The sequence below is a fragment of the Rhodanobacter fulvus Jip2 genome, assembly GCF_000264315.1.
GTDB classification, from domain to species: Bacteria; Pseudomonadota; Gammaproteobacteria; order Xanthomonadales; family Rhodanobacteraceae; genus Rhodanobacter; species Rhodanobacter fulvus.
Window position 1 is genome coordinate 19,711 of sequence record NZ_AJXU01000029.1, and the last position, 26,323, is coordinate 46,033.

General features: G+C 67.3%; 22 protein-coding genes. 9 read left to right on the forward strand and 13 right to left on the reverse strand.

The features are described 5' to 3' along the window. The first annotated feature begins 87 nt into the window (after positions 1 to 87). From UU9_RS07280 to UU9_RS07290, 3 genes are read left to right on the forward strand one after another with little or no spacing between them, the layout of a single operon-like run. On the forward strand, positions 88 to 1,305 hold the full coding sequence (locus UU9_RS07280) for an MFS transporter (protein ID WP_007081091.1): 1,218 nt from the start codon (positions 88 to 90) through the stop codon (positions 1,303 to 1,305). A gap of 19 nt (positions 1,306 to 1,324) precedes the next feature. Further along, positions 1,325 to 2,356, forward strand: a complete 1,032-nt coding sequence (locus UU9_RS07285; protein WP_007081092.1) for an aldo/keto reductase — start codon at positions 1,325 to 1,327, stop codon at positions 2,354 to 2,356. Between the two features lie 49 nt (positions 2,357 to 2,405). After that, positions 2,406 to 3,422 carry a zinc-binding alcohol dehydrogenase family protein gene (locus tag UU9_RS07290; RefSeq protein WP_007081093.1) on the forward strand — a complete coding sequence of 339 codons (1,017 nt, stop codon included), beginning with the start codon at positions 2,406 to 2,408 and terminating at the stop codon, positions 3,420 to 3,422. Positions 3,423 to 3,457: 35 nt separating this feature from the next. On the opposite strand, the gene UU9_RS07295 is transcribed toward UU9_RS07290, so the two are convergent. After that, positions 3,458 to 4,054 (reverse strand): ferritin-like domain-containing protein, encoded by a 597-nt coding sequence (locus UU9_RS07295; protein ID WP_007081094.1) that lies wholly within the window; start codon positions 4,052 to 4,054, stop codon positions 3,458 to 3,460. Positions 4,055 to 4,209: 155 nt separating this feature from the next. Next, positions 4,210 to 4,860, reverse strand: coding sequence for a TetR/AcrR family transcriptional regulator (locus UU9_RS07300; RefSeq protein WP_193385296.1), 651 nt, complete (start codon positions 4,858 to 4,860; stop codon positions 4,210 to 4,212). A gap of 231 nt (positions 4,861 to 5,091) precedes the next feature. On the opposite strand from UU9_RS07300, the gene UU9_RS07305 reads away from it, so the two are divergent. Then, complete coding sequence (locus UU9_RS07305) at positions 5,092 to 5,751, forward strand: protein-L-isoaspartate O-methyltransferase family protein (RefSeq protein ID WP_040670509.1); 660 nt, start codon at positions 5,092 to 5,094, stop codon at positions 5,749 to 5,751. 34 nt (positions 5,752 to 5,785) lie between these two features. Beyond that, positions 5,786 to 7,138, forward strand: coding sequence for a TolC family outer membrane protein (locus UU9_RS07310; protein ID WP_007081097.1), 1,353 nt, complete (start codon positions 5,786 to 5,788; stop codon positions 7,136 to 7,138). 81 nt (positions 7,139 to 7,219) lie between these two features. On the opposite strand, the gene waaA is transcribed toward UU9_RS07310, so the two are convergent. Then, positions 7,220 to 8,485 carry a lipid IV(A) 3-deoxy-D-manno-octulosonic acid transferase gene (gene waaA, locus UU9_RS07315; protein WP_040670522.1) on the reverse strand — a complete coding sequence of 422 codons (1,266 nt, stop codon included), beginning with the start codon at positions 8,483 to 8,485 and terminating at the stop codon, positions 7,220 to 7,222. 258 nt (positions 8,486 to 8,743) lie between these two features. Between waaA and lpxL the strand changes: the two genes are divergently transcribed. After that, positions 8,744 to 9,670 carry an LpxL/LpxP family Kdo(2)-lipid IV(A) lauroyl/palmitoleoyl acyltransferase gene (lpxL, locus tag UU9_RS07320; protein WP_040670510.1) on the forward strand — a complete coding sequence of 309 codons (927 nt, stop codon included), beginning with the start codon at positions 8,744 to 8,746 and terminating at the stop codon, positions 9,668 to 9,670. On the opposite strand, the gene UU9_RS07325 is transcribed toward lpxL, so the two are convergent. The 6 genes from UU9_RS07325 to UU9_RS07350 form a co-directional block, all read right to left on the reverse strand. Then, entirely contained in the window at positions 9,664 to 10,428 is a 765-nt protein-coding gene (locus tag UU9_RS07325; protein ID WP_007081100.1) for a glycosyltransferase family 2 protein, read from the reverse strand. The genes lpxL and UU9_RS07325 overlap by 7 nt on opposite strands. After that, entirely contained in the window at positions 10,425 to 11,696 is a 1,272-nt protein-coding gene (locus tag UU9_RS07330) for an O-antigen ligase family protein (protein WP_007081101.1), read from the reverse strand. Before UU9_RS07330 ends, UU9_RS07325 begins: the two co-directional genes overlap by 4 nt. Positions 11,697 to 11,863: 167 nt before the next feature. Then, positions 11,864 to 12,988: a glycosyltransferase gene (locus UU9_RS07335; protein ID WP_007081102.1), complete on the reverse strand. Its 1,125-nt coding sequence runs from the start codon at positions 12,986 to 12,988 to the stop codon at positions 11,864 to 11,866. Between the two features lie 77 nt (positions 12,989 to 13,065). Beyond that, complete coding sequence (locus tag UU9_RS07340) at positions 13,066 to 13,275, reverse strand: zinc-finger domain-containing protein (RefSeq protein WP_007081103.1); 210 nt, start codon at positions 13,273 to 13,275, stop codon at positions 13,066 to 13,068. A gap of 137 nt (positions 13,276 to 13,412) precedes the next feature. Further along, positions 13,413 to 13,997 carry a YceI family protein gene (locus UU9_RS07345; RefSeq protein ID WP_007081104.1) on the reverse strand — a complete coding sequence of 195 codons (585 nt, stop codon included), beginning with the start codon at positions 13,995 to 13,997 and terminating at the stop codon, positions 13,413 to 13,415. Positions 13,998 to 14,036: 39 nt separating this feature from the next. Further along, the gene (locus UU9_RS07350; RefSeq protein WP_007081105.1) at positions 14,037 to 14,630 is read right to left on the reverse strand and encodes a malonic semialdehyde reductase; all 594 of its coding nucleotides are present in this window, start codon (positions 14,628 to 14,630) and stop codon (positions 14,037 to 14,039) included. Between the two features lie 142 nt (positions 14,631 to 14,772). Here UU9_RS07350 and UU9_RS07355 point away from each other — a divergent pair, with 142 nt between their 5' ends. Continuing rightward, the gene (locus UU9_RS07355; RefSeq protein WP_007081106.1) at positions 14,773 to 15,744 is read left to right on the forward strand and encodes a mitochondrial fission ELM1 family protein; all 972 of its coding nucleotides are present in this window, start codon (positions 14,773 to 14,775) and stop codon (positions 15,742 to 15,744) included. A 3-nt stretch (positions 15,745 to 15,747) separates the two neighbouring features. Here the strand turns inward: UU9_RS07355 and UU9_RS07360 are convergent, their stop codons facing one another. Then, positions 15,748 to 16,455 (reverse strand): MgtC/SapB family protein, encoded by a 708-nt coding sequence (locus UU9_RS07360; protein WP_007081107.1) that lies wholly within the window; start codon positions 16,453 to 16,455, stop codon positions 15,748 to 15,750. Between the two features lie 60 nt (positions 16,456 to 16,515). Then, positions 16,516 to 19,356, reverse strand: a complete 2,841-nt coding sequence (glnE, locus tag UU9_RS07365; protein WP_007081108.1) for a bifunctional [glutamate--ammonia ligase]-adenylyl-L-tyrosine phosphorylase/[glutamate--ammonia-ligase] adenylyltransferase — start codon at positions 19,354 to 19,356, stop codon at positions 16,516 to 16,518. A gap of 169 nt (positions 19,357 to 19,525) precedes the next feature. Here glnE and UU9_RS07370 point away from each other — a divergent pair, with 169 nt between their 5' ends. Both UU9_RS07370 and metK read left to right on the forward strand, forming a co-directional pair. Then, a complete protein-coding gene (locus UU9_RS07370; RefSeq protein WP_007081109.1) occupies positions 19,526 to 21,415 on the forward strand; it encodes an LTA synthase family protein in 1,890 nt (629 codons plus the stop codon). A 180-nt stretch (positions 21,416 to 21,595) separates the two neighbouring features. After that, positions 21,596 to 22,795, forward strand: a complete 1,200-nt coding sequence (metK, locus tag UU9_RS07375) for a methionine adenosyltransferase (RefSeq protein WP_007081110.1) — start codon at positions 21,596 to 21,598, stop codon at positions 22,793 to 22,795. Between the two features lie 121 nt (positions 22,796 to 22,916). On the opposite strand, the gene UU9_RS07380 is transcribed toward metK, so the two are convergent. Both UU9_RS07380 and UU9_RS07385 read right to left on the reverse strand, forming a co-directional pair. Beyond that, positions 22,917 to 25,823: a serine/threonine-protein kinase gene (locus tag UU9_RS07380; protein ID WP_007081111.1), complete on the reverse strand. Its 2,907-nt coding sequence runs from the start codon at positions 25,821 to 25,823 to the stop codon at positions 22,917 to 22,919. Positions 25,824 to 26,013: 190 nt separating this feature from the next. Beyond that, complete coding sequence (locus UU9_RS07385; RefSeq protein ID WP_007081112.1) at positions 26,014 to 26,307, reverse strand: hypothetical protein; 294 nt, start codon at positions 26,305 to 26,307, stop codon at positions 26,014 to 26,016. Positions 26,308 to 26,323: the final 16 nt, after the last annotated feature.

The following is a 26,323-nucleotide window of genomic DNA, read 5'->3' on the forward strand; positions in this document are numbered from 1 at the left end:
TTTGTTGAAAATGATTAGCCATCTTGATGGTTACGGAATAAAACGCAACTGCCTAAGCTGCCGCATCGTTTCTTCAGGACTGTCGCCATGCGCTCCCTTTCCACCCGGCCACGCACGCCGCTGGCGCTGTACGCGCTGACCGCCGGCGCGTTCGGTATCGGCACCACCGAGTTCGTGATCATGGGCCTGCTGTTGCAGGTGTCCGCCGACCTGCACGTGAGCATCGCCACGGCCGGCTTGCTGATCTCCGGTTATGCGCTGGGCGTGTTCGTGGGCGCGCCGCTGCTGACGGCGGCAACCAGCCGGCTGCCGCACAAGACCGCGCTGATCGCCTTGATGATCATCTTCACCCTCGGCAACCTGGCCAGCGCACTGGCGCCGAGCTACGTGATGCTGATGATCGCGCGGGTAATTACCTCGCTGGCCCACGGCACCTTTTTCGGCGTCGGCGCCGTGGTGGCGACCGGGCTGGTGGCGGAGGATCGCAAGGCGTCGGCGATCTCGATCATGTTCACCGGGCTGACCGTGGCGACCCTGCTCGGCGTGCCGGCCGGCGCGTGGCTTGGCCTGCACTTCGGTTGGCGCAGCACGTTCTGGGCGGTCAGCGCGATCGGCGTGCTGGCCACGGTCATCATCGCCACGCTGGTGCCCGCCGACCGCGGCGAGCACGCGCCGATGAAATTCGTCGAGGAACTGAAGGGCATCGCGCATCCGCAAGTCCTGCTCGGCCTGCTGATCACCGTGCTGGGCTTTGCCGGGGTGTTTGCGATGTTCACCTATATCCAGCCCATCCTCACCCGGGTCACCGGCTTCGCCGACAGTGCGGTGTCGCCGATCCTGCTGGTGTTCGGCGGCGGCATGGTGGTGGGCAACCTGCTCGGCGGCAAGCTGGCGGACAAGCATCTGGTGATGACGCTGCTGGGTTCGCTGGTCGCGCTGGCGATCGTGCTGGGCGCAATGACGTTCGCGCTGCACAGCAAGCCGGCGATGATCGCGTTCAGTGCGTTGTTCGGCATCGTGGGGTTTGCCACCGTGGCGCCGCTGCAGTTGCGCGTGCTGCAGAAGGCCACCGGCGGCCAGGTGCTGGCGTCGAGCTTCAACATCGCCGCGTTCAATCTCGGCAACGCGATCGGCGCCTGGCTGGGTGGCGTGGTGATCAGCCACGGTCCCGGTCTGGGCGCCGTGACCTGGGCCGCCGCGTTGCTACCTTTGCTCGGACTGGCCGTGGCGGTTTACAGCGTGCGGCTGGACGCAAGGCCATCGCGACGGATGGCCACCGCGGCGTGCGTGGAAGTTGCGCCCTGACTTTCCAGAGGACATCACCGTGGAATACCGCTATCTGGGCAACTCCGGCTTCAAGGTGCCCGCACTCGGTTTCGGCACCGGCACATTCGGCGGCACGGGCCCGCTGTTCGGCGCCTGGGGTCGAACCGACGTGGCCGAGGCGACCCGGCTGGTCGACATCTGCCTCGACGCCGGCGTCAACCTGTTCGACAGTGCGGGCGTCTATTCCGCCGGCGCTTCGGAATCGATCCTGGGCGCGGCGCTGAAAGGCCGGCGCGATCGCGCCATCATCTCGACCAAAATCAGCCTGCGCGCAGGCGATGGCGCCAATGATGTCGGCGCCTCGCGCCACCACCTGATCGGCGGCGTCGAGCGCGCGCTGAAGCGGCTGGACACCGACTACATCGACCTGCTGCAACTGCACCATTTCGATGCGATGACGCCGGTGGAACAGGTGATGTCGACGCTGGATGATCTGGTGCGCGCGGGCAAGGTGCGCTACCTGGGCGCTTCGAATTTCTCCGGCTGGCAGCTCATGAAATCGCAGGCAATCGCCGACCGCCATGGCTATGCGCGCTTCGTGGCGAACCAGGCCTACTACTCGCTGATCGGCCGCGACTACGAGTGGGAACTGATGCCATTGGGGCTCGACCAGGGCGTCGGCGCCGTGGTGTGGAGCCCGCTGGGTTGGGGACGTCTCACCGGCAGGATCCGCCGCGGCCAGCCCTGGCCCGAAGGCAGCCGCCTGCACGACACCGCGGGTTTTGCGCCACCGGTGGAAGAGGAACGGTTGTACCGCGTCGTCGATGCGCTCGACGCCGTGGCCGCGGAGACCGGCCGCAGCGTGCCGCAGATCGCGTTGAACTGGCTGCTGCAGCGGCCCACGGTGTCCAGTGTGCTGATCGGCGCCCGCAACGAAACCCAACTGCGGCAGAACCTCGATGCGGTCAGCTGGCAACTTGCGCCCGAGCAGATCGCCGCGCTCGACGCGGCCAGCGCCGTCACGCCACCTTACCCTTATTACCCCTATTGGAATGGTCCGTTCGCCGAACGCAATCCGCCGCCGGTGTGAACCGCGCGCCGCACGCCGAATCCTCACACCCGAATCACTGGAGCCCCGCATGAAAGCCGTTGCCCTCACCCGCTACCTGCCCATCGACGACCCCGCCTCCCTGGTCGACGTGGAGTTGCCCATGCCCGAACCGGGCGAACACGACCTGCTGGTGCGGGTGGAGGCGGTGTCGGTGAATCCAGTCGATACCAAGGTGCGCTCGCCCAAGCCACAGGTGGAGGCGCAGCCGAAAGTGCTGGGTTATGACGCGGCCGGTGTGGTCGAGTCGGTGGGCGCCAGCGTGGAAGGGTTCCGCCCCGGCGACCGCGTCTACTACGCCGGCGACGTCACCCGCGCCGGCAGCAATGCGCAATACCAGGCGGTGGACGCACGGCTGGTCGGGCACGCCCCGACATCGATCGAGCTGGCGGACGCAGCGGCGCTGCCACTGACCACGCTTACCGCGTGGGAGTTGCTGTTCCAGCGCATGCCGTTCGACAGTGAGCGCGGCGGCGAAGGCAAGACCCTGCTGATCATCGGCGGCGCCGGTGGCGTGGGTTCGATGGCGATCCAGCTGGCGCGGCGCGCGGGCTTCTCCGTGATCGCCACCGCATCGCGCGACGAAACCGCGGCGTGGTGCCAGACGATGGGCGCGCAGCATGTGATCAACCATCGCGAACCACTGGCGCCGCAGTTGAAGGCGCTGGGGATGAGCCAGGTCGATGCGGTGTTGAACCTCGCCGATACGGATCGCTACTGGGAAACCGTAGGCGAGCTCATCGCCCCGCTGGGCCATGTCGGCCTGATCGTGGAGCCTGCCGGCGCGCTGCGAATCGGCGACCCGTACAAGGCCAAGGCCGTCGGCATCCATTGGGAAATGATGTTCACCCGGTCGCGTTTCAAAACCGCCGACCAGGCCGAGCAGGGCCGTATCCTCGACCGCGTGGCCGCCCTGATCGATGCCGGGGAATTGCGCGGCACCCGCACCGAAACGCTGACGCCCATCCATGCGGCCAACCTGCGCGAGGCACACCGCCGCCTCGAATCGGGCACCACGGTAGGGAAGCTGGTGCTGGCCGGCTGGTGAACGAATGAGGGGTGGCAAGCGCCACCCCTCGAAGCTCAGCCACGCTTGCCGGCGGATTTCCCGGGCGACGGCTTGGCCGGCTCGCCTTTCTTGCCGAAATCCTCCATCAGCGTCTTCATGTCCTCGGCATGCTCCTCTTCCACCGCCAGGATGCCCTCGAGCATGCGCTTGGTGGTGGTGTCCCGATCGCCCACGTAGTTGATGATTTCGCGGTAGCTGTCGATCGCGATGCGCTCGGCGACGAGGTTTTCCTCGATCATGCCGGCGAGGTCGTCCGGCACCACGAACTCGGCGTGGCTGCGGGTGGACAGGCCGTCGGGCTCGAAGTTGGGCGTGCCGTCGAGCTGGGTGATGCGCTCGGCAATCTGGTCCGCATGGCCCTGCTCCTCGTTGGCATGTTCGAGGAACTCGGCCGCCACGCTTTTGGCATTGATGCCCGACGCCAGGTAAAAGTGCGCCTTGTAACGCAGCACGCAGACGATCTCGGTTGCCAGCGCCTCGTTCAGCAGCTTCAGCACTACATCGCGATCAAGCGTGTAGCTGTCGGTGACCGCGCCCCGCTGCATGTGCTCGCGCGCACGCCTGCGGATGGTCTGGATATCGGAAAGAAAGGGTTGGTTCTTGGCGGCCATGCAGGTTTCCTCGTTGCGTCGAAACGCGTATCCGGGGAGATTACGCCCCGCCTGCGTGGTGATCGTGTAAACGCGGCCGGACGCATGCCGCGATGCGCCCAACCAGTGACTGACCACGCCCGGTCCAAAAACAGGGCGCGCCAGGGGCAGCGCACTCAGCGCGGAACGTACGCGCGCAGGAAGGTATTGACCCCGGTGCGCGCCATCGCCTCGATCTCGGCGGCGGCGGTCTCCGGGCATTCGTCGCAGCCGAACAGCCGGCGCAGCAGCATGTCGCCCTTGATCAGCGAGAAGAACTGCACGCTGGCGGTTTTCACCACCGGAATATCCAGCGCGCCGTGGTCGACCGCCTGTTGCAGCAGGTTTTCCATCAAGCGGTGCATGCGGGCCGGACCCTCTTCCCACAGCAGCTTGCCGTAGCGCGGATTGCCCTGGCGGCAGTCGCTGAGGATCGCGCGGAAGGTGCCCACGTGCTCGGCCTGGCAATCGATGTGCATGTGCGCCTGGGCGATGGCGTGCAGGGTCTGTTCGATACCCACATGGGGGTCGAACTGGTAGATGTCCTCGGGCAGCAGGTCCTCGATGCGGGAGCGGATCACTTCGCGAAAGAGGTTGTCCTTGTCACCGAAATGGCTGTACACGGTCAGCTTGGAAACCTTCGCCTCGGCGGCGATGGCATCCATGCTGGTACCGGCAAACGCATTGCGTATGAACAATGCCTTCGCCGCAGCGAGGATCGCCGCCCGTTTTTCCATGTCCTTGGGGCGGCCCGGTCCCTGTGGCTTTATTTGCGCGCCGCTAATCATGCCCGCACCTTCACAAATGAGAGTCTGCCCTTTATTATACGCGGCGGTACAATTATTTTCCAGACGCCATTCTCCCGCGTATGTCATATGCGCTCAATGACGTGCGTCAACCATTCGCGATGACTTCCGGCACTACGTGGCGGCGGGCGACGCCGTCACGCTGTGATTGTCGGAATGCGGCCAGACGCTTATTCTTCCTCACCTTTTCCGACTCACGGGACACCAGTTGAAATGGCAATGAACTTCGAGCAGGCACGACTGAACATGGTCGAGAACCAGGTCCGCCCGTGGGAGGTGCTGGATGGCCGCGTGCTGGACGTCATCGGCCGCGTGCGGCGCGAGGATTTCGTGGCTGCCGAACACCGCCAGCTGGCGTTTGCCGACCTGTGCCTGCCGCTGGGCCATGGCGAAGTGATGATGAAACCCGTGGTCGAGGGCCGCGTACTGCAGGCGCTGGAATTGCTGCCCACCGACCGTGTGCTGGAAATCGGCACCGGCTCGGGCTTTCTCGCCGCCTGCCTGGCCGGGCTTTCGGCGCATGTCACCAGCGTGGATATCCATGCCGATTTCACCGCGGCCGCCACCCGGCGGCTGCAGGCGGCGAACGTGACCAATGTCAACCTGGCCACGGGCGAGGCCGTTGTCGACTGGCAGCCCGATGAGCAGTTCGACGCACTGGTCGTCACCGGTGCGGTCGCCACCATCCCGCCGCGCTGGCTGGGCTGGCTCAAGCCCGGCGGCCGCGCGGTGATCGTGCGGGGCAAGTCGCCGGTGCAACAAGTCGTATTGCTGACGCTCGAGGGCGAAGGTCGTTTTCGCGAGGAAATCCTGTTCGAGACCGACCTGCCCTACCTGAAGCACGCCGAGCCGCTGCAACCTTTCGTTCTCTGAATTTCCGCCCCCGACTTCCCCTACGAGGCAACCCATGCGTTTGAAGCTGCTCACACTGGCCCTGGCGATGGCCGCCGTTTCACTGCCCAGTCATGGCGAAGACCTGCTGGATGCCTACCGTGAAGCCCGCGCCAACGACCCGGTGCTGATGCAGGCAGACGCCCAGCGGCTGTCCATCGGCGAGAATGTCGACCAGGCGCGCGCGTTACTGCTGCCGCAGATCTCGGCGGGGCTGACGCTGCAGCAGACCAACGGCGGCAACCACGAGGTGGTGCAGGATCCATCGAATCCCAACCAGACGATCAACACCAGCCAGTTCGGCCACACCCGCACGCGCAGCGTGAACGCCCAGCTCAGCCAGACGGTGCTGGACTTCAGTGAATACGCCAACCTCAAGGCCGCGCATTCCGCCGCCCAGGCGCAGGACGAGCTGTACCAGTCCGCGCTTCAGCAGCTGTACGTGCGCGTCACCGAGGCTTATTTCGGCGTGCTCACCGGCGAGGACCAGCTGGCCTACGCCAAGGCCAACGAAGACGCCTACCGCCAGCAGTACGAGCAATCCAACCAGCGCTTCAAGGTCGGCCTTTCGGCGATCACCGACGTGTACCAGGCCAAGTCGTATTACGAGGCAGCCAAGGCCAACACGATCGCCACGGAAAACGCGCTCAACGATGCCCGCGAGGCGCTGACCGAGATCACCGGCAAGCCCACCGGCGAGCTGAAGAAGCTGCGTGAAGACCTGCCGATGCAGCCACCCACCCCGAACGACCCGGACACCTGGGTCAAGCAGGCACTGGAAACCAACCCCGACCTGCTGGCCCAGCGCAGCAACGTGGAAACCACCGAGCACAACATCAGCGCGGCGCGTGCCGGCCACCTGCCCACCATCACCGCCAACGTCAGCTACGGCAAGAACACCAGCTGGTACCAGAACATCGGCAGCGGTCGCCAGGACAACCGCGGCGCCACCACCATCGGGCTGACCTTGAACGTGCCGATCTTCTCCGGCGGCGCCACCCAGTCGCGGGTGCGGCAGTCCATCTACCAGCGTGACTCGGCCCAGGACGCGCTCGAGTCGCAGCGCCGCCAGGTGGTGCGCACCACGCTCAACAACTATCGCTCGGTGATCGCCGGCATCTCGCAGGTCGAGTCGACCCGCGCGGCGGTGGATTCGGGCAAGAAGGCGCTGGAAGCGACTCGCGCGGGTTTCGACGTGGGCACGCAGACGATGACCAACGTGCTGATCCAGATCCAGAACCTCACCCAGGCCGAAAGCGAGTACTCGCAGGCGCGCCACCAGTTTGTGCTGAACAAGCTGATGCTGAAGCAGTCCTCGGGCACGGCGGACATCAAGGACATGGAAGCGATCAACACGTTGCTGCAGTAAGCCGCGGCAAGGTCACGCAAAAAAACGGCCGCATGCACGGCCGTTTTTTTGTGTCCGCCGCCGTCGGATGCGCGACGCAATTCACTCCTGCAGCAAGGCGTCCACCATCTGCGTGACGCGCCGCACGGCGCCACGCTCGCGATCGAATACCTGGTGCGCGACGCGCCCCATCTGGGCGCGCTTCTCGTCATCGAGCAACAGCCGCAGCACATCGGCGCCAAGCTGGTCGCTGCTGTCCACGCATTCGGCGCCGCCCTCGCGAATCAGGGTGAGCGTGATCTCGGCGAAATTGAACGTGTGCGGCCCGACCAGGACCGGCCGGGCCAGCGCGGCCGGCTCCAGCACATTGTGGCCGCCGATGGGTACCAGGCTGCCACCCACGAAAGCCAGGTCGGCCGCCGCGTAGAACGGCATCAGCAAGCCCATGGCGTCGATCAGGAACACCTGGTGCGACGCCGCCGGCAGCCCGTCGGCACTGTGCGTGGCCATCGAAAAACCCAGCGTGTGCACGGCATGCTCCACCAGCTTGAACCGTTCCGGATGGCGCGGTGCGATCAGCAGCAGCGCGTCGGGAAACTGCTTGAGCACCTGCAGATGCGCATCCAGTACCGCCAGCTCCTCGCCCTCGTGCGTGCTCGCGGCCATCCACACCGGTCGTTCGCAGCCCCATTGCCGGCGCATGCTGGCGCCTGCAGCGGCGGCATCGGGTGGTATGCGCATGTCGAACTTCATGTTGCCGCTGACCACGATCTGCTGCGGCTCGGCACCCAGCAGGCGATAACGCGCTGCATCGGCCACCGACTGCGCCGCGATCACCTGCACGCAGCGCAACGCCGAGCGCACGGTGCCGCGCAGGAACCGGTACCCCCGCAGCGAGCGATCGGACAGGCGCGCGTTGACGATCATCATCGGCACCCCGCGCTTGTGGCAGGCGTGATACAGGTTCGGCCAGATCTCGGTTTCCACGATCAATGCCAGCTGCGGCCGGATCCTCTGCAGGAACCGGTTCACCGCGAACGGCAGGTCGTAGGGCAGATAGACGTGAAACACCGCGTCGCCAAACAGCTGGTGCACGCGCGCCATGCCCGTCGGGGTGACGGTGCTGATGACGAGGGGCGCGTTGGGGTAATCCTTGCGCAGCGCCTTGATCAGGGGCTCGGCCGCATTGACCTCGCCCACCGACACGGCGTGCACCCACAGGCTGCCGTTGAAACCCGGCGCATCGAAAAAGCCGAACCGCTCCGACCAGCGTCGATGGTAGGGCGGCGAGCGCACCCCGCGCAGCAACAGGCGCAGCACGATCAACGGCATCGCCAGGTACATCGCGAAGGTGTAGAGATAACGCACGCGCAACTCCGTGGTAGCGCCGCAGTATACGAGAGCGCGGAAGGGCGCGAAGGCGAAAGCGACCATCAGCCGTTCGGGCTGGGCGTGGCCGGCCAGCGGCGAAGTCGAAGCCGCGCCGTGTACACCCTTCGACTCCGCCGCTGCGCGGCTACGCTCAGGGCGATCGGTGGAAGTGCGCGATGCCTTCCCGATTCCCGATTCCCGATTCCCGATTCCCGATTCCCGCTTCCCCTTTCCCGGCCAATTACACTAGCGCCAATGCCTGGTGCTTCCCGACCTCCCTTTACCCGCTCCCTGCTGTCGCCGCGTCACTGGCCGGCATGGCTCGGTGTGGGGGTGATCCGGCTGATCGCGCGCCTGCCCTATCCCGCGCTGCTGTGGCTGGGCCGGCGCCTGGGCGCGCTGGTGCAGTGGCTGCCCTCGCCGCGGCGGCACATCGTGCAGGTCAATATCGGGCTGTGCTTCCCCGAACTGGGTGCGGCCGAGCAGGCGGCATTGATCGACGCCAACCTGCGCGACGTGGGTCTGATGCTGGTGGAATTCGCACTGGGCTGGATGGGCAGCGACCGCCAGATCGCGCGGATTCCGCTGCAGGTCGAAGGACTGGAGCATCTCGCAGCGGCACGCGCCCAGGGCAAGGGCGTGCTGCTGGTGGGCGGCCACTTCTCGCATCTGGAACTATGTGCGCGGCTGGTATCGCAGCGTATCCGCATTGCCGGCATGTATCGGCGCATGGATTCGGACGTGTTCGAGTGGAACGTGCTGCGCGCGCGGCTGGATTATGCCGATGCGATGTTCGAGAAGGAGGACCTCCGCGGCACGGTGAAATATCTGCGCAACGGCGGCACGCTGTGGTACGCGCCCGACCAGGACATGCGCAGCAAGGACAGCGTGTTCGTGCCGTTCTTCGGCGTGCCCGCGGCCACCATCACTGCCACCCATCACCTGGCGCGGATGTCCGGCGCGCTGGTAATTCCCTTCTTCCACCGTCGCCTGCCGGGCAGCGAGGGCTACGTGCTGCGGCTGGGTGCACCGCTGCGGGATTTCCCCGGCGCCGACGTGCACCACGACACCGCCCGCATCAACGGTTGCATCGAACAGATGGTGCGCGAGGCGCCGGCGCAATACCTGTGGGCGCACAAGCGCTTCAAGACGCGCCCGCCGGGGCAGCCACCGGTCTACTGATTGGGGCGCTGGCGCCGCGACTCGTACAGCTTGGCGTATTTCAGAAACGCATAGAAAGCGTGGATGCGCGCGGCAATGAAACCGGCCCAGCCCGAGCGCCAGTGCCCGCGCAAAAGATAAAAGCGCAGAAAGGCCACCGTGGGATACGCCACCATGCGCAGGTGCAACCAGCGCACCCGCCGTCGGGCGAGGTCGCCCAGTTGCAAGCTCGAATAGCGATCCGCCTTGGCCACGCGCCCCGCGATATCGCGCTCGCCATGGTGATCGATGGTGACGTCGAGCACGCCGACGGAGCCGTCGACACACACTTCCTCATGCACCGCGTGACCGCTCATGCGCGCGTGTTGCCGATCGAACAAACGCACGTAGTGGTTGAGCCGCGCACGGCCCGACTGCCAGCGCCAGAACTGCCACTCCCGCCGCCACAACTGGTACGCCACGTGCGTCGGCGCACGCAGCGCCTGCTGCAGCGGCGCGGCAGCGGCCTCGTCCAGCGACTCGTCCGAATCGAGCAGCAGCACCCAGCGGTGGCTGGCCAGGTCGATCGCCGCCTGCTTCTGCGCGCTGTAGCCGGCAAACGGCTGCACGTGCACACGCGCGCCGTAATGCGCGGCGATCGCCGTCGTGGCGTCGGTGGAGCCGGAATCCAGCACCACGATCTCGTCCGCCCAGCGCACGCCGCGCAGACAGGCATCCAGCGTGGCGGCGCTGTTGAAGCTGGTCACCACCACCGACAGCGGTTCGCGCGCGGCCGTCATCGACGGCTCGCCCCGTCGACGTCCGCCACCACGTACAGCGCCGCGCACCAAAGCCCCAGCAACCAGGCAAACAGCAGCCCCCACCAGGCCGAATAGAAGGCCAGACTGGTGTTCAGCGGAAACAGCATCACGCCCAGCGCCAGCGTGACGGGGAAGGCCCGCGAGCGCGCCGCCGCACCCACGCTGCGCCATGCACGCCACGCCAGGGCCACCGCCGCCAGCCACAGCAGCAGGCCCAACGCGCCGGTTTCGGTGAGGATCTCCAGCACGATCTGATGCGCATGGCAGGCGCCCATGCCGGCGCCACAGGGTTCGGCCACCAGGAAGTGGTCGTCGGGTGGTGCGTAATGCGGGTAGGCGTAGCGAAACGCACGCACGCCCACGCCATTGATCGGATGATCCGCGATCATGCGCGCGCTGGTTTCCCAGATATCCAGCCGGCCGCTGAGTGCGGCATCCAGCGAACTGTCGGTGCCGTGCAATGCGAGCAAGGTGCGATCCATCCGCACCTGGAACCGCGGTGAGGTTTTCCACGCCACCCCACCGGCCAGCGCCAACAACGCCGCGCCCAGCAGGCAGAACAGCGCAAACCGCCGCAGCGAGCGCGCCTCATGCCAGGCAAAGCCCAGCGCCACCAGCGCATAGCTCAACCACGCGGCACGCGAACCGGCCAGCAGCACCGGGCCGAGCACCAGCGCGAAGGCGATCAACAGCCCGCGCAAGCCCCAGCGCCGCCGCGCCGCCCACAGCGCAAACGGCGACAGCACCGCCAGGGTCGGGCCCAGCTTGAGATTGTCCGCACCGAAGATGCCCGACACCCGTTCGGCCTCGGCACGGCCGCCCAGACTCCAGCCGGTCAGCGCCTGCACCCAGGCATCCAGCACCCACAGCGCCAGCACCAGCGCCACGGCGACAAACAGCGATTGCAGCTTGCTGTCCCGCCGGATCGCGAAACAGGCGTACAAGACCAGCGGAACATAGCGCAGCTGGCCCGCCACCGTGCCCCAGCTTTTCCCCGGCGCGTACGAATCGAACGCCGACAACAGCGCCGCGGTGATGAACGCCCCCAGCAGCCACAGCGACATCCGGGCACCCGCATGTTCGCGCAACGCATCGCGCTGGCGCGCGAACAGCAGCACCACGCCGAGCAGGCACAGGAACGTCCCCAATTCCGCGCTGCGGCCAAACGGCAGCAGCGCGATCACCAGCCAGAACGGCAGCAAGGGCGAGCGCAGCGCGGCACCCAGCGTGGTTCCAAGGGAGGTCATGCGCCAGCCTGTGCGAGAGGGAAAACGCATTGTAGGCGAGCGCGTCGCGGCGGTGGCGTGCGCGCACCCTCCGTGGGAGCGGCTTCAGCCGCGATGCTCCTGGCTTTGAGGTGATTCGGGGGGAAAAGCATCGCGGCTGAAGCCGCCCCCACAAGAACACAGGCCGCTTAGCCGGCCACCTCGTGGTACAGCGCCAGCGTGGTTTGCTGCATGTCCACCAGGCGGTAGCTGTGCAGCAAGGGGATGGGCGGGGCCACCCGCAGCAGTTCGGCGGCGCGTTCGACCAGGCGTTCACGGTCACCCGGCGGCACGCGGCCGGCGGGGTACAGCTCGGCCAGCAGCTCGCCCACGCCGCCGTGCGCATAGCCGAGCACCGGCCGGCACAGCGACAAGGCCTCGACCACGGTGCGACCGAACGATTCGGGCTGGTTCGACAACTGCAGGATCAGGGTGGACACCGCGTAGATGTCACGCACGTCGTCACGCTGCGGGGTCAGCACCACCTGGGCGCCGACGCCGCGCGCGCGGATCAGCTCGTTCAACTCCGCCACATAGGCTTCGCGGCCCGGCTCGATCACGCCCAGCAACAGCAGGCGGGTGTCGATGCCGCGACCTTTCAGGTCGGCGACCAGCTCGATCGCATCGTGATGCCCCTTCAGGCGCGTGCCGCGGGCGGGCAGCGTCAGCAGCGGCGCACCCATCAACGAGGGGTATTCGGAGAAGAACGAGGTCTTCCAGCCGTCGTCGGCGCGATGGCCGTAGGGGAATGCCTCCGGGTCGATACCGCGCGGGATCACCCGCACCCGGCCCGGCTCCAGCCAGCGATAGTGGCTGAGCACGTAATCGCGCAGCGTCTGCGAAACCGCCACCACGCGTTCGCCGCGCAGCAGGATGGCGCTGTAGCGCGAGGGCGAGTTGAGCCCGTGCACGGTGGTAATGAAATGCGGGCGCGGCGACAGCCCCTTCATCGCCCACCAGCCCAGCCACGCGGGCAGGCGCGAGCGCGCGTGCACGATGTCGGGGCGAAGCTGGCGCAGCACGCGCCGCAGCTTGCCCAGCCGCAGCAGGGTGAGCAGCGATTTGCGGCCGATATCCAGGGTGATGTGCTCGCCGCCCTCGGCCAGCAACTGCGCCACCAGCCGGCCGCCGGCGGAAATCACCACCGAGCGGTGCCCGGCCTGTACCAGGGCACGGCTGATCTCCAACGCCGACCGCTCCGCGCCACCCGCGTGCATGGCGGGAATCAGCTGGACAACGGTCAGCAGCTTGTCGGGCGCGGCGGTGCTGGACATGGGCTCATGTTTCGGGGCGTTGATCGCAGGAGACAAGCAGAAACCATGCCGCCGATCGCATCACGCCGCGCCCGTGGTCAGTCGCGCAACACGTAATGGGCCGCGCAGTAGGCGCAGGTTGACTCGCCGCCGTCATCGACGATCGGCAGGTACACCTTGGGATGCGAATTCCACAACGCCATGCCGGGCATCGGGCAGGACAACGGCAGGTCCGCGCGCGTCACTTCGTAACGATTTTCGGCATTTGCCGGTATCAGCGGGACGGCCGCGGAAAGGGGGCGCGACATGGACGAAACTCCAGACAGACCATCAAGCCGCAAATGGTAGCAGGCACGGCCAACCACAGGCTGACCGGCATGCATTTGGGGCGGCCATGCGACAAGGGCGGCCGAAGCCGCCCCGTCACTGGCCCATCGCTGCCGGCTTATTTCGCCTTCGGCACCGAGCCTTCGGTAGTGATGCGGATGGTGATCTCGTCGCTGACGCTGGGCACGTAGGCGCCCACCCCGAAATCGGAGCGCTTCAGGCTGGCAGTGGCGTCGAAACCGATCGACTGCGCCTTGCTCATCGGATGCACGCCGACCTTGTTCAGAGTGGCGTCCAGCACGATCGGGTGGGTCACGCCATGCACGGTGAGATCACCGGTGACCTTGAACTTGTTGCCGCCCAGCGGCTGCACCGCCGTGCTCTTGAAGGTCACCGTCGGGTATTTCCCCGCGTCGAGGAAGTCCGGCTTCTTCAGGTGCTCGTCCAGCGCCGGCACGAACGTGTCGAGCCGATCCAGCGGCAGGGTCACCTGCACGCTCGATTGCGCCGGGTGCTGCTCGTCGTACACCAGGGTGCCCTCGCCCAGGCCCAAATTGGCGGAGGGGTCGGAGAACCCGAAATGACTCCAGGTGAACAACACCATCGTGTGGTCAGGATCGAGCTTGTAGGTCACCGGGGCAGCCTGTGCCGACACGGCGGCGCCGAGCAGGCAGGCCACAACGAGATAACGAAATGCGCGCATGGTGAATCTCCAGGTAGGTATCAGATGCAAGGGAAAGGATCAGGCGATCCGGCAGGCCTCGTCGAACGACAGCCGCGGGCTGCGCGGAAACAGGTTGCGGCTGCCATCGCCGTAGCCGATGGCGATCAGGAAGTTGGATTTGACCGCGGTGCCCGCAAAGAAAGCCGCGTCCACGCCGGCCTGGTCAAACCCCGACATCGGGCCGCAATCCAGCCCCAGCGCCCGCGCCGCCATCAGCACGTAGGCACCCTGCAGGCTGGCATTGCGAAAGGCGGTGGTATCGATCAGCGGCTGGTTGCCGACGAACCAGCTGCGCGCGTCGGCGTGCGGAAAGAGTTGCGGCAGACGCTCATAGAATTCGTGGTCGGTGCCGATGATGGCGGTGACCGGCGCCTCCATCGTCTTGGCGCGGTTGCCGTCGGACAGGTGCGGCGCCAGCCTCGCCTTGGCTTCCTCGGATTTCACGAAGACCACCCGCATCGGCGAGGCGTTGGCGCTGGTGGGGCCGAACTTGGCCAGCGCGTAGAGCTGATGCAGTTGTTCGTCGGTCACTTCCTGCGGCGACCAGGCGTTGAACGTGCGCGCCTCGCGAAACAATTGATCCAGCGCCATCTCCGAAACCGAATCACTCATGGGTATCCTCCAAGGCATGCGCACGCCAACGGGGCGGCGCGATCGCGAATAAAGAGTGTAATGGTGGCCTGGCGCGATCGGACCACGGCCGAGGGGAACGCACTGTGTACGCCAGCGAAACAATCTCCCACAAAACGCCGCCATGCTGACGCCAGGCGAATGCTGGGTGATCACGGACAACGCCGCCGGCAACCAGCGCCAGGCGCTTGCGCTGGCCGAACACATGCAGCGGCCGGTGCGCCACCTGCGCCTGCGGCTGCGGGCGCCGTGGTCGTGGCTGTCGCCGCGTTTCACGCTGGGAAACACGCGGGCCTTGCCGGCGGCACAGCGATCGCTGTTCGCGCCACCGTGGCCCGAGCTGGCAATCGGCTGCGGCCGCTCCGCGGCGCTGCTCACGCGGATATTGCGGCCGCTTTCCGCGGGGCGCTGCTACACGGTGCAGATCCTGGACCCGCGCATCGACCCGCGCCATTGGGATGCGGTAATTGCGCCACGGCATGACGGCCTCGACGGCGCCAACGTGCTGCGCCCGCTGGGTTCGCTCAACACGGTGGACGCGCGCTGGCTGGCCGACGGACGCGACGCCTGCCCCCTGCTGGGCGAGCTGCCGCAGCCACGGGTCGGCGTGTTGCTGGGCGGGCCACGTCGCGGCATCGATCTGGATGATGACTACGCCGGCCGCTTGCTGGGCCATCTGCTGGCCCGCCACCGGCGCGAGGGCGGCAGCCTGCTGGTGCTCGCCTCGCGCCGTACGCCTGCGGAACTCATCGAGCTTTTCCGCGCGGCGTTGCGCGACGTGCCCGGCATCGTCTGGGCCGGCGCCGACGATGGCCGCAACCCGTTCCCCGGCGTGCTCGGCTGGGCCGATCGGCTGGTGGTAACCCCCGATTCGGTAAACATGCTGTCCGAGGCCTGCGCCGTGGGCTGCCCGGTGCACACCCTCGCCACGGCGCCCTTGCCGGCCAGGATCGCCCGCTTCCATCAGGCATTGCGCGCGGCGAACCTGCTGCACGACATCGACGACACCACCGCATCGACGCAACCACCACTACGCGAAACGGCCGCCCTCGCCGGGCAGTTGCTGGCGCGCATGGCGCAACGCCGGGGCGACTGAGCCCTACTTCGGACGACTGGCGCCGCGGATGGCGCTGCCCAACTGGATCGCCGTGACACCCGCCACCTCGCGCAGCGCGTCGGTCAAAGCGGTCATCCGGGTACTGTCCACGCCATGTTCGAAGATCAGGATGAGCTGGTCGTCGGCATCTTTGCGGCAATTCAGGATCAGCTTGAACAGCGGCAGCTGTTGCGCCGCCACCACGGCTTCCACGCCGGCCACCGCACCATCGTCAGCCAGGCTGAGCAGCACCCGCGGACGCAGGTTGTGGCGCGCAAACAAGCGTCGCTGCAACGGTTTGAGCAGTACCAGGATCACCCAGATCAACGCGGTGGTCATGGCTGCCGCCGCATACAGGCCGGCACCCGCGGCCAGGCCGATCGACGCCACCGCCCACAACCCGGCGGCGGTGGTCAGGCCACGCACCACCTGTTCGCGCTGCATGAACAGGATGGTGCCGGCGCCGAGGAAGCCGATGCCGCTGACTACCTGCGCCGCCACGCGCGACGGGTCCAGCACCACGCGCGGGTTTTTCAGCGCATCGCCGAAACCGTAGGCCGACACGATGATCGCCAGCGCCGCGCCCACGCACACCAGCATGTGCGTACGCAGGCCGGCGGCCCATTCACGCCGCTCGCGGTCGGCGCCGATGACCGCGCCGAGCACGGCCGCCAGCACCAGTCGCTGCAGTATTTCCCACGTATCAAGCATGCCCGCCTCCCGTGATCCATCGGACGTCGCGACCCGCACCGATCCCACCCAGGTCGGCGGTCATTCGTCGAAGCTGAAACCCAGCGCCGCGGTGACCTCGCGCACGCTGGCGCAAAGCGTCGCCAGCGCCTCGTCACGCGGCGCGATGCGCGAGCGCAGGTCCATCGTGCAACGCAGCGCGCGATGCAGCAGCTCGGCATGGGCGGCACCGAGCACGGCGGCCTGGTTGGCATTCACCAGGCCGGCGTCGTGGCAGGCGCCGATCACCGAGGCATTGGCGGTGATCTCAAGCAGGCCCGGCCGCTGGGCGTGCGCCAGCACCAGTCCCTGCAGCGCGAACTCGATGTCCAGCAGGCCGCCGTGGCCCTGCTTCAGGTCGAATTGCGCCGCATCGGAGCGGTCGCGTTCGGCACGCCAGCGCTGGCGCATGCTGCTGACCTCGGCCAGTACGGCGACCGGATCGCGCGGCACGGCAAGGATTTCGCGACGGACTTCGGCGAGCTGAGCGGTGAGCGCGCGGTCGCCGGCCACGGGGCGCGCACGCAGCAAGGCCTGGTGCTCCCAGGTCCAGGCGCGGCCGCGCTGGTAGGCCACAAAGCCGTCGAGGCTGCTGACCAGCAAGCCCTTGGAGCCGTCCGGCCGCAGGCGCGTATCGACCTCGTACATGCGCCCGCCGCGGGTCAGCACGGTCAGCCAGTTCATCACCCGCTGCGCCAGGCGCTGGTACCAGCGCGCGCCTTCCAGCGGGCGCGCGCCGTCGCTCATCGCCTGCGCGCGGCGACCGTCATAGACGAAGACCAGGTCCAGATCCGAGGCGAAGCCCAGCTCCTCGCCGCCCAGGCTGCCATAGCCCAGCACGGCAAAGCCGGAGCCCTCGCCCGGCAGCCGGCCGTGCTGCACGGCCAGTTCGCGCTCGGCCAGCGAGGTGACCGTGGCGACCACCGATTCGGCCAGCGCGGCCAGCCGGCGCGCGGTGGCCACCGCGTCGGCGCGGCCATCGTTGAACGCCAGCCCCAGCCGGAAGGCGGTGCTGGCCTTGAACTCGTTGATGCGCTCCAGCTCCGCCTCGGCCTCGCGCTCGTCCAGCGTACCCAGCACGCGGGTGATCTCGGCGCTGATGTCGGCGCGCTTCAGCGGCAGCTGATCGATACGCGGATCGAGCACGTCGTCCAGCAGCAGCGGCTGCATGATGACCCGCTCGGCCAGGAACGCGCTGTCGCCGAACAGCCGGGCCAGCCGCTTGCGCGCCAGCGGTTGTTCTTCCAGCAACGCAAGATAGGCGGAGCGGCGCGCCACCGCCTGCACCAGGCGACACAGCCGCAGCATGCACGCCACCGGCGCGGCGCTCTCGCGCGCCACACCGAACAGCTGCGGCATCAGCCGATCCAGCCGTTCGCGCGAGCGCGCCGACATCGCACGCACCGGCGAGGCTTGCGGCAGTTTCAGCAGCGCGTCGGCCAGCTCGGCGCCGGGCACGAAACCCGATGCCTCCAGCGTGCCCGCCTCCAGCGACTCGTCGCAGGCGCGCTGCCACAGCACGTTGTCGGCCGCGGGCACCTTGGCGGCGCGCCCGCCCTGCGGCATCAGCACGGCGGCAAACTCCTCGCTGACATGGGCGCGGTGGTGCGCCAACGTGGCGTTCAGGGTGTCCCAGTCGGGATGGCCCAGACCCAGCGCGATGCGCTCGCGGCTCAGCGCGTCGTCGGGGATGTCGTGGGTCTGCGCGTCGCGCAACATCTGTACCCGGTTTTCCAGCCGGCGCAGGAACAGGTAAGCCTCGCGCAGCATGCGCGCCCGCGAGGCGCCGATATGCCCGCGCGCCTCGCAGGCGGTCAGCGCCGGCAACAGGCCGCGCACCCGCATCGAGGGTTCCCGGCCGCCGCGGATCAGTTGGGTCAGCTGCACGATGAATTCGATTTCGCGGATGCCGCCGGGGCCCAGCTTCAGGTTGTCGGCCAGGTCCTTGCGCGCCACCTCGGCGTCGATCAGTGCCTTCATCTCGCGCAGTCCGGCGAAGGCGGTGTAGTCGAGGTACTTGCGATAGATGAACGGCCGCAACAGCTCCTGCAACTGCTTGCCGGCCTGGCGATCGCCGGCCACCGGGCGCGCCTTGATCCAGGCGTAGCGCTCCCAGTCGCGGCCCTCGTTCTGGTAGTACTGCTCCATCGCCGCGAACGACAGCGCCAGGCGCCCGGCATTGCCGAACGGGCGCAGGCGCAGGTCGACGCGGGCGCAGATGCCATCCATGGTCGGCTCGTGCAGCAGCCGCACCAGTTGGCGTCCCAGCCGCACGAAATACTCGCTGTTGTCGAGCGTGCGCGCACCGTCGCTTTCACCGCCGTGCGGATAGGCCAGCACCAGGTCGATGTCGGACGAGAAATTCAGCTCGCTGCCGCCGAGCTTGCCAAAGCCCACCACCACCAGCCGCTGCACGGCGCCGTCGCCATCGCGCGCCTGGCCGTAGCGCGCCGCCATCCACCGTTCCGACCAGCCCAGCGCGGCACTCAGCAAGGCCTCGTACAACACGCTGGTGGCCGACAGGGTTTCGGGCAGTTCGTCCAGGTCGTTGACGTCGCGGAACACCAGCCGCAAGGCCTCGGCGTGACGAAAGCGCCGCAGCGTTTCCATGCAGGCCGCTTCGTCGTCGGGCAACTTCAACGCGGCAATGCGCGTGGACGCATCGCCGCCTGCACGCAGCCGTTGCAGGCCCGGCGCCAGCAGTTCCGGCTGGTGGCACCACACATCGAAGGCGAAATCGCTGGCCAGCAAAGTGTTGCGGATGCGCTCGGCCACACCGGCATCGTCGTGCAACGGGATGCCGGCGGCGCGGCAACGGGCCGCCAGGTCGCCATAGCGGTCGTCGATCAGCGCGCGCAGCGCGGGGGAAGGTTGGACAGGCATGCCCGCATTGTGCCGCAGTGCGGCGTGCAGCCGACACCGTTCCGGGCGAACGTGGTGAACCCATTGAAGCGCGCCCGTGCAGGCCCGAAACTGCGCGATCCGACCAACGTGCGGTTCATGTTGGCTTGATTACATTCGCTGCCCCCGCGATGACAGCAACAGGACTGCCATGTCGTTGAAACCCACCCGCCCTCCGCGCCGCTGGCATGCCCCGGTCTGGCGCACGCTTGCGCTGCTGGCCGTGGTGCTGGGTTTCGTGCTGCTGACCGGACTGATCGACGGCGGCGTCGGCGTGGTGCCCAGGCGCCTGCTCGACCAGGCCCGCTTCCCGTTCGCCAATGCCCTGCCCGGCCTGCTGCTGGCGGGCGTGCTGCTGCTGCTCACCCGCCGGCTGCTGCTGTCGTTCGGCATGGTGCTGCTGGTCGAAGGCGTGGTCTACGGGGTCAACGCGCTGAAGGTGGCGAACCTGGGCACGCCGCTGCTGCCGGCCGATTTCCAGATGGTGGGCCAGTTGCGCAAGGGCGGCATGCACCTGCTGTCCGGCTACCTGCCGCACAGCCCGTGGCCGTACCTGGGCTTGCTGGCCGCTCTGGCGCTGGTGATCGCGATGTGGCGTTTCGAGCCGCCGCTGCTGCCGCGGCGCACGGGCGGCAAACGCCTGCTTGCCGGCAGCGTGCTGGCGGCGGCGCTGCTCAGCCTGCTGCTGGGCGTGACCGCGTGGGAGCGTCTCTACAACGGTCGCGTGCTGTGGCTGGAGCCGTGGTCGGCGATGTCCACCGCCAACCACTCGGGGCTGATCAGCGGGCTGATCATGTTCGACCTGCACTACGGCCACGGCAAGAAGAAACCCGACCTCGCCCTGGCCAGGCAGCTGATTGCCGATTACGACCACCCGCTGCGGCAGCGCCTGCTGCAGCCCTCGGCGGGCGGCGCGCTGCCCGACATCGTGGTGGTGCAGAGCGAATCGTTCTTCGACCCAACCATCATGAAGGGTTACGAGCACAGCCACTTCACCCCCAACCTGCGCCGGCTGGCGCGGCAGGGGACCAGCGGCGAGCTGCACGTGCCGACCTTCGGCGGCGGCACCATCCGCACCGAATTCGAGATGCTGACCGGCCTGTCGTTGCGCTATTTCGACAACCTGCAATTTCCCTACCTGCAGCTGAGCCACGCCACCGTGCCCAGCCTGGTTCGCGTGCTGAACCAGCATGGCTACGACACGATTGCGCTGCACGGCAACGACCCCGCGTTCTGGAACCGCAGCGCGGCATTCAAGGCGCTGGGCTTCGACAGCTTCGTGTCGCAGGCGTCGTTCCCCGCCGATGCGCCAATGGATGGCAAATACATGGCCGACAGCGCCATGACCGACGAAATCCTGCGCCAGCTGAAGGACAGCGGCCCGCCGCAGTTCATCTTCGCCATCAGCATCGAGGCGCACGGGCCCTACGACATCGAGCCGGCCCACACTGCCGAGCGCGACGCCATCGCCGTACCGCAAGGCATCGAAGGGCGCGACAAGCTGGAGCTGCAGACCTACCTCTATCACATCGGCCACGCCGACGCCGAGCTGGGTCGGCTGGTGAAACAGCTGGCCACGCGCCGCCGCCCGAGCCTGGTGCTGTTCTACGGCGACCACCTGCCGGCGCTCAGCAACAGCTACCAGATCGCCGGCTTCGTCGACGGCAAGGACATGCTGAGCCAGGCCGGTACCTGGCTGTTGATCGAGCCGCAACATCCGATCAAGCCGGTGCACCTGGACACCGCCTCCTGGCTGCTTCCCGGCCTGCTGCTGGAACAGGTGGGCATCCACGATGACGCGTACTTCGCACTGACCCAATTGGTAGGCCCGGAACTGGCGGCGCTCACCGAGGCGCCCGGTGCACCGCCACCGACGGAAGGCACCGAGCAGCGCAAGCTGGACCAGGCCATGTCCAGCATCGACCAGCTGCGCATGGACGGGACACTCGACAGCCTGCTGCCGAAAGTCCTCGCGCCGATCAGCGGTGTTGCCCACGATGTCGCCCCGGCGCCGCCGCAGGCCGCCGCCGTCGGGTTTTAAGGTCCAGCCCACGGGCGGCCACCTCGCCGCGCCGCGCCGCCGGCTGGCGACGCGCCGGGCGGCTGAACACGGCTGGAATCCCGCCCACGACGTGCTTGCGCGAAGCTGCAAAACCGGGGATGGCGTTGTATCATCGCGCCTTTCTTTATCTTTCTATCCGTACAAAGGGATATAGCCGCGATGTCCAACTACCTGTTCACCTCCGAATCGGTCTCCGAAGGCCATCCGGACAAGGTCGCCGACCAGATCTCCGATGCCGTGCTCGACGCCATCATCGCGCAGGACCCGCGCGCCCGCGTCGCCTGCGAAACGATGGTCAAGACCGGCGTGGCGATCGTCGCCGGCGAAGTCACCACCAACGCCTGGATCGACCTCGAGGCGCTGACCCGCAAGGTGATCCTGGACATCGGCTACGACTCCTCCGACGTCGGTTTCGACGGCGCCACCTGCGGCGTGCTGAACCTGATCGGCAAGCAGTCGCCCGACATCAACCAGGGTGTGGATCGCAAGAAGCCCGAAGAACAGGGCGCCGGCGACCAGGGCCTGATGTTCGGCTACGCCACCAACGAAACCAAGACCTTCATGCCCGCCGCCATCCACTTCTCGCACCGCCTGGTCGAGCAGCAGGCCAAGGTGCGCAAGAAGAAGAACTCGCCGCTGCCGTGGCTGCGCCCGGACGCCAAGAGCCAGGTCACGCTGCGCTACGAGAATGGCGTGGCGGTGGCGATCGACGCGGTGGTGCTGTCCACCCAGCACGATCCGGGCGTCAAGCAGAAAGACCTCATCGAAGGCGTGCGCGAGCTGATCCTGAAGCCCGTGCTGCCGGAGAAGTGGCTGCACAAGGGCACCAAGTTCCACATCAACCCGACCGGCAAGTTTGTCATCGGCGGACCGGTGGGCGACTGCGGCCTCACCGGCCGCAAGATCATCGTGGACACCTACGGCGGCTGGGCGCGCCACGGTGGCGGTGCGTTCTCGGGCAAGGACCCGTCGAAGGTCGACCGCTCGGCTGCCTACGCCGCGCGCTACGTGGCCAAGAACATCGTGGCCGCCGGCATCGCCGACCGTTGCGAAGTGCAGGTGAGCTACGCCATCGGCGTGGCCCATCCCACCTCGATCTCGGTCACCACCTTCGGCACCGGCAAGATCAGCGACGAGCAGATCGAGAAGCTGATCCGCAAGCATTTCGACCTGCGCCCGTTCGGCATTCTGAAGATGCTCGACCTGATCCACCCGATGTACCAGCAGACCGCCAGCTACGGCCACTTCGGCCGCACGCCGCAGGAGCTGACCGACGCGAACGGCAACAAGTTCACCTCGTTCTCGTGGGAAAAGACCGACCGCGCCGAGGCGCTGCGCAAGGACGCGAAGCTGAAGTAAGCGTCTGCGCAGACTTGCCACTTCGACGAAAGGCCCCGCACATGCGGGGCCTTTTGCGTTTCGTGTTCGCGACAGCCGAGCCGCATGTCTCCTTCCCACCTGCGGGGGAAGCGCCCGAAACTCAGGGCGTGAGCATGCGGATGGCCTCGTCGCGCACGCTGCGCATGCTGGCGTTGAGGTTGGCCGGGTTCATGGCGATGACGGGATCCAGATACTCCTGGCGGACATTTTCGGCGGCATGTTGTGCGCCCAGTTCGGCAAGCGCGTAATGCAGGCGCGACGCACTCTCGATCGTATGCGCATCGCGCGGCCCAAGCAGCTTCTCGCGCCCGGTCAACGCCTGCCGGTAGGCCACGCGCGCCGCCTTCCAGTCGCCCGCATCGCTGTTGATATCGCCGATCAGTGTCAGCGTGCCGAAGATGATCGGATGATCGTCACCCAGCGCACGGCGCTGCCCCGCCAGCGTGAGCTCGGCCTCGGCCAGCGCCTTCCGGTGCTGACCGGCGGCGTTCAGCAGGCTGGCCAGGCTGCCGTGGGCCATCAGCGTGTGAGGGTGGTTCGGCCCCAGCATGCGTTCATGCGACGCCAGAATCCTGCGCTCCAGCGCAATGGCTTTCGCGTAATACCCCTGCGCGATCGCCGGGTCATCGGCAAAATGCCCCTGTTTGGCCACCAGCCGCACCATCACCGTGAGTGACGCCATCGTGTCCGGATGATCCGGGCCGAGCAGTCGCTCGCGCGTGGCCACCACCCGATCCAGCAGCGCATGCGCCTGCTTGAACGCGGCCGGATCCTGCGCCAGGTAGACCTCGTCGGTGGCGACCATGTTCTGCGCGCGCAGCGTCTCGGGGTGATCCGCGCCCAGCTTGCGCTCGCGGATGGTCGCCACTTCGCGCGCCAGCTCCAGTGATTTCTCGTACTCGTGGCGGTAGTGCAGCAATTTGGCCAGCACCACCATGGCCTTGAGTGTTTCGGGGTGCTCCGCGCCCAGCTTGCCGCGGTCCAGCGCCACCAGCGCCTCGGCCTGCTTGCGCGCTTCGTCACGCATGCCCAGGCCGATGAGGGTGGTCACCAAGTCCTGCCGCAGTTCCATCACACCGCTGTCGGTGGCCGGCAACGGCAGCTGCAGTTGCGCATACAGCTTCTGCTGCAGCGCCAACGCCTGCTGCAGATGGCCTTGCGCCGCCAGCACCCGACCGCGCCCGGCTTCCGCCGCAACGCGCAACGGCGCGGTCACCGGCAGCGAGGACGATTCCCTGCCCGATTGCTTGAACAGTTGCGCCGCGGCATCCAGGTCGCCCTTGCGATACAGGGCCTGCGCCAGGTCGATCTGCGTCGAAAGCCGCGCCTGGTCATCGGCGGGCGCGTCGTGGTCGCGGGTCGCCAGCACCTTGCGCAATTCGGTGACGGCGTGCGGGTAACTGCCGATGTTCACCAGCACGCGGGCCAGGGACTGGCGCATGTCGGCGGCGAGTGTCGGTGCATCGGCAAACGCCGCGTCCAGGCTGTCCAGCGCGTGCGTCACCACGTAGGTATCCAGCACGTTGCGGGCGGTGTCGGTCGCCGAGATGCCGGCGAAGGCGCGCTGCAATTCCTCGACCGCGCCCTTGTCCGGCGCGGGCCCGTCCTTGCCGCTCGAGAGCATGGCGGTCAGTTGCCGCTCCTGATCGCGCTTGATCGCATGACCCATCGCGTCGATGTCCACGCTGTCGAACATCGACTGCTGGAAGTGCACGATGCGCTCCAGTTGCTGTTGCCGATGTTCGGCCAGCTGCTGCTGGGTGCGCGCCTGGCCAAGCGCATACAGCGATGAGCCCAGGCCGGACAGCACCGCGATCAGCAGCACCGACGCGGCCGCCAGCGGCCAGCGGTTGCGCTGCACGAAGCGGCGTACGCGATACAGCCGCACGCCGCGCCGCGCGTGCACCGGGTGGCGCGCCAGAAAACGCCGCAGGTCCGCCACCATTTCGCCCACGGTGGCGTAGCGTTCAGCCGCATGCCGACGCAGTGCTTTCAGCACGATCGCATCGATATCGGCCGGCACCGAGAACCCGGGCGTCTTCTCGCCGTTGAACTCTCTTGCCGCCGCCTTCGCGACACGGCTTGGCGCCACCACGGCGCCGCTGATGATGGCGTTGGTCAACAGGTGCGGCGTCACCAGATGCTGGAACGGCCGCCGCCCGGACACCAGCTGGTAAAGCACCACGCCCAGCGAATAGACGTCCGCGGCGGTGGTCAGCGGCTGGCGTTCGATCTGTTCCGGGCTGGCGTAGGCCAGGGTCAGCGCGTGGGCGCCGGTGGCGGTGTCGGCGACCTCAACGTGCTCGTCGATGATCCGCGCGATGCCGAAATCCAGCAGTTTCGGCTCGCCATATTCCGTTACCAGGATATTCGCCGGCTTGATGTCGCGATGGATGATGAGGTTGCGATGGGCGTATTCCACCGCCGCGCATACCTTCAGGAACAGCAACACGCGCTCGCGCAGGTCGGCCCCATGGTGTTCGCACCAGGCATCGATGCGCTCGCCCTCGACGTACTCCATCGCCAGGAACTGCTTGCCATCTGTCAGCACGCCGCCATCGAGCAGATGCGCAATGCCCGGATGCTCCAGCCGCGCCAGCACCTGCCGCTCGCGGGTGAAGCGCTCCAGCAGCACCGGCGAGCCTTCCGCCGACGCCTGCAGGAATTTCAGCGCCACCTGCTGCACGAAATCACCGTCGGTGCGCTCGGCCAGGTAGACCGTACCCATGCCGCCTTCACCCAGGCGGCGCAGCAAGCGGTATTGCCGCGGCGCCGAGGCCTGCGCGTCGTGGCCGCTGAGGTCGGCCGTCTGCATCTGGTCGCCCGGCATCGGCGCGGTGTGGCTGCTTTCGATGGCGCTGATCATCCAGCGCACTTCGCGGCCGAGCTCCTCGTCGCCGGCCACCGCCGACGCGATCATTTCCTCGCGCGCATCCATGCCAAGCTCGATCGCCGCCATGGCGATAAGCTTCGCCTCGCGATAGCGATCCGTCAGTTGCCTGGTCATCCCCCACCCCCGTGTTGGCCAGTCAGTATAGACGCCTGGCGGTCGACAGCGCTTAGCGGGTGCGGAGGGGAACGGCCCAGCCAGCGCCTGCGATCAAACGGGCCCGACGAAACCCGGCCAGTGGCACATCACGTCGCGACAGGACTTTCGCGACCAGGGGATTTGCCGCCATCGCTATCGCGCCGCGCCCTTATCCACCGATGGCCTTGCGCAACTGCGCCGCAACCGATATCCCGGCGGTTGCCGCATCCGTCGCCATCACGAACACGCAGCGTCCTTCGCTGGCGGCGGCCCAAACGGCGCCGATGTCGCGCTTTTCCTTCGAGTCATCGTTGCTGTAACGATCGCCGCCCTTGTACTCCAGCGCGAACAGACGGCCGTCGGTGAGCTCGGCGACAAAGTCGGGGTAGAAGCGGTCGGTGGACGTCGGCAGCCAGAACGAGGCATCGGGCTGGCGTTCCAGGTTGCGTACCCAGTGCTTCACGATTCCCGCCTTCGCA